Below are 4,184 nucleotides of genomic sequence, written 5' to 3' on the forward strand. Positions count from 1 at the left end.
GTCCACCACCGATAACAACGATTCTTCCTGCTGGGAACTGTTCATTAGAAAGTACTTTCCAAGCATCCTGTACATGAGGCATATCCTTACCAGGGATATTTAAGATGAAGTTAGAAGCACCAGTTGCAACAATGACTTCATCAGGCTGATCAGCTAAAATATCTTCGCTAGTAACAGCTTTACCTAAACGTAAATCAACGCCTAATACTTTGACTTCATTTGCGAGATAATGAATAGCACGATTCATTTCTTCTTTTCTAGGTGGTACAGAAGCAATATTTAACTGTCCACCTACTTGAGTATCCTTGTCATAAACAATAACGTCATGACCCTTCATTGCAGCGACTCTTGCAGCTTCTAAGCCTGCAGGTCCTGCACCAACAATAACAACCTTCTTCTTATCATCTGCAGGAGTAATAGTTCTTTCATATTCATAACCATTTTCTGCATTAAGAACACAGCTTAAGAACTTTCTGTTTTGGATAGAGTCTGTACATCCCTTATTACACATCATACATAAACGAATTCTGCATGGCTGTCCATCTTCAATCTTTTTAACATAATCAGGATCAGCTAACAATGAACGTCCATAACCAACAATATCACATACACCGTTCTCAATTAATGCTTCACCATTTTGTGGAGTAACGATACGTCCTACTGCAGATACGGGAATACTTACAGCATCTTTAACTCTCTTAGTATATGACTGCATGAAACAATATGGCTGAGTACCCATTGCTGGAATTGTATCATTCAAGTTACCTGTATGGTTAGCCTGACCAACATGGATCATATTAACGCCTGCTTCTTCAAGTTTCTTAGCAAGTTCAACAGCTTCATCAATCTTTAATCCACCTTTACCTCTTAATGGGTTATCAGTGATGATTGGAAGTTTATAGTCAATACAGATATGAGGGGCATGTTCTTTAATGCTTTCTACTACCTGTAATGCAAAACGTGTTCTATTTTCGAAGCTTCCTCCATATTCATCTGTACGATGGTTTAATACTGTAGAACATAAAGCACCTACTAAACGGTCTCCATGAACTTCTACTACATCTACACCTGCTTCATAAGCACGTCTTACGCATTCACCCATCTGTTTAAGAATTGTATTTAATGCTTCTGGAGTTACTTCATCAGTGAAATGAAGCATATCGTGATGTAATTTAGCACGAGCAGCCTGCATATCACCTTTCTTAAACATTTCAGCTAAAGCCTGAACGTCATATTCAGGATGGAAAATCTGAATACCTAATTTACAATCAAATTCATGTAATGCATCCGCTAATTCTTTATAAACTGGAATCTGTTCATCCTTGAATAATTTTGGTGTTGGAGAAACAGTATTTACTGGTGCGACGTCTCCAAGTACGATATAAGATACGCCACCTTCTGCAATACGTTTATAGAAGTTGAAGCTCTGTTTAGAAATTGAACCATCACGTTCTTCATAGCCAGTTGTCATTGGTGGGAACATGATACGGTTTTTCAATGTGATTGGACCTACTTTAATTGGTTCTAATAGTTTCATATTATCAATCTCCTTACAATACATTTTAACCACTCCTATTATAGCGCTTTCATTTTACAAATGATAGTAATTATACGCAAATTATAGGGCATATTTTGTCATAGATAGAATCAATAATCTCTTTTTTAGAACAAAAAAGTGCGTACGCAAAGTACACACCTATTTCTTTAATATTCTTTCATGAATACGACCTGTGATGATTGTTCTTCAAATCCATTTTTCTGGTAGAAGTAATACGCAGGAAACTCTCTTTCCGTAATCAACATAATACGGTCTATTCCTCTTTTTTTCGTATAATCTACAACTAAGTCCATAAATTGAGTTCCAAGTCCTTTAGATTGTTCATCCGTCATGATTCCAAATTCATCAATCCAGAATTCTCTGCCATTATACCAATGTTTAATACGACCTAAGGCTATTCCAATAAGCTGATCTCCATCATATAAACCAATAGATAGAGATAAGCGATTCCCTATTAAATCATGCATATAAATAGATAGATCCTCTTCATTCCATTCATCATTCCATGGTTCCCTGGAGAATATTTCATTAAATAATTGCGATATTTCTTTGACATGTGCCAAACATATTTCTCTAACTTCCATATAGTCTCCTATTCTAATTCTTCAGGAAGAATTGAGTATACAACATCATCTACAACTCCCTGATTATTTTTTGCAGATTTTCTAAGGATTCCCTCATATTTCATACCTGCTTTTTGCATCACTCGACCTGAATGAGGATTATTTTTATCATGTCTTGCACGTACTAAATCATAACCTTCCTTAAATAAGTAAGAAATAACTTCTTTAAGTGCTTCTGCAACATATCCATGACCCCAATAAGCCTGCCCAATACAATAGCCAATTTCTACTGTGTTTGTTTTATGATCAATATTTGTAACAGAAATATTTCCAATGAGTGTACTCTTATCCTTTACGACAATGCCCCAGTTATAAGAATCACCCTTTTCATAAGACTGAATCCAGGAAGAAAGTAACTGCTTTGTGTCTTCTATACTTTGATGAGGTGGCCAAGTCAAATAACGAGTGACCTTTTCATCATTAGCCCAATGATGATACATATCATCAGCGTCTTCTATTTTAAACTCTCTTAATATCAAACGTTCAGTTTCTAAACAAGCAGTGCCATGACGCACTGTTGTTTGACACAGATATTGGTTCTTTAATTCCTTCAACAAGTCCATATGAGGCTGAGTTAAATGTTTTAACTGTAAGTCTTGAGATGCCCATTCTTCCTTTAAAAAAAGAACAGTATCATCTTTAGGTGTATAAGAATACTTGAGACATCCTTCATCAGATAAAGATAATTCCTGAATATGATTCTCTTTGATTGCTTTATAAAAAGCATCTCTGTCTTCTTTGGTTAAAAACTTATATGTAACATAAATCTTCATTATAAATCCTCCAATAATTGTAGCGCATAAGCCTTAAATTCTGCTTCTATCTCACGATAATAGTGTTCCTTTAAATCAGGAACACTTATAAGTGTGACAGTTGGTCTATCTTCTTCTAAAGGCATCATTTCCTTTAATTCTGCTTCTAATAATAAATGATCCATCTCTTTCCAAATATTTCTTTCTTCGTTATTTAATTTTATATGAAACGCATAAAATATAGTTTCTAAGAGATGATTTTCTATCATCTGATACTCTTTCATCTGTTTCTTAATAGGAGTGATCAAATCACTCATATACGCTTCACTTGCATCATGAAATAAGCACGATAATACAACATCTTTACTATATCCTCTTCTTTGTGCTTCTTTTGCGCAATTAAGAGAATGCTGGGCCACAGAGTAGAAATATTTAATATGACCATTCCCTCGACATATAAGACTTAATGCATGAGCAATATCCTCTAAGTGAATATCATCTTCCTTAATATGTAATGGATCTATTCTGTGACCACTAAAAACATTCATCAATAACATAATCTTCTTAAACTGCCTTCCTCAAATGTATAATCAGGTGTTTCAAATGGATATTTGATTTCATCTTCATAATACCAGGGATCATCATGTAATGGATTTTTTAATAGATGAAATTCCTGTGCAGGCGTATAGCCTTGTGCGAGTAAGAAAGCCTTCTTTCCTTCTTTATTTGTACAAACATCTACAATCATCACGACATGTCCTGGTGAACCACCTTTTAAGAAAACATCTCCTACTCTTATTTCATTTAGTTTGATAGGTGTTGATTCACTCACCATACTTGCACTTCCTGAATAAGCAAAGACAATACGCAAGTATTTTTTAAAGCATTCATAAGAATCATCATAGGATGCACTCTTTACATAAGATGCATGATCATTCTTAATGACGACACGATACCCTTCTCTCCATTTCATATAAGATAATAAGAATCCATCACTTAAATGAAATTGAATCTTATCATATTGTTTTGTATGCCAGTAATATTCTGCATAAACTCTCATGACGGAGTCGGCACATTGTTGGAGGTTTTCATTTTCTATTGGTAACTTAAATACCGCAATTTGAGCACTTTGATTCCACTTCTTTTTACCGTTATATAAAAGAATAGGACTGCCGTTTTCCTTTAATGGATAAGTCTGTAAGAAATGTGCAAAATCACTTTGTTCTCGTGTATATCCTTTGGGTGTGGGAA

The 4,184-nt window shown here is 34.7% G+C and carries 5 protein-coding genes; all 5 read right to left on the minus strand.

Annotation, left to right across the window (positions count from 1 at the left end):
* Positions 1-1,537: bilirubin reductase, long form (bilR, locus tag ACT8VG_RS08100; protein WP_444195586.1), on the minus strand; the 1,537-nt coding region annotated here is incomplete at its 3' end.
* Positions 1,538-1,704: 167 nt separating this feature from the next.
* Entirely contained in the window at positions 1,705-2,142 is a 438-nt protein-coding gene (locus ACT8VG_RS08105) for a GNAT family N-acetyltransferase (protein ID WP_432269452.1), read from the minus strand.
* An 8-nt stretch (positions 2,143-2,150) separates the two neighbouring features.
* A complete protein-coding gene (locus ACT8VG_RS08110) occupies positions 2,151-2,954 on the minus strand; it encodes a GNAT family N-acetyltransferase (protein WP_195920902.1) in 804 nt (267 codons plus the stop codon).
* On the minus strand, positions 2,954-3,490 hold the full coding sequence (locus tag ACT8VG_RS08115; protein WP_117458579.1) for an HD domain-containing protein: 537 nt from the start codon (positions 3,488-3,490) through the stop codon (positions 2,954-2,956). Before ACT8VG_RS08115 ends, ACT8VG_RS08110 begins: the two co-directional genes overlap by 1 nt.
* A partial coding sequence (locus ACT8VG_RS08120) for a DUF4846 domain-containing protein (RefSeq protein WP_444195587.1) occupies positions 3,481-4,184 on the minus strand: 704 nt, incomplete at its 5' end. The genes ACT8VG_RS08115 and ACT8VG_RS08120, both read right to left, overlap by 10 nt.

It is taken from the genome of Catenibacterium sp., assembly GCF_052354645.1.
GTDB lineage: Bacteria > Bacillota_I > Bacilli_A > Erysipelotrichales > Coprobacillaceae > Catenibacterium > Catenibacterium mitsuoka_A.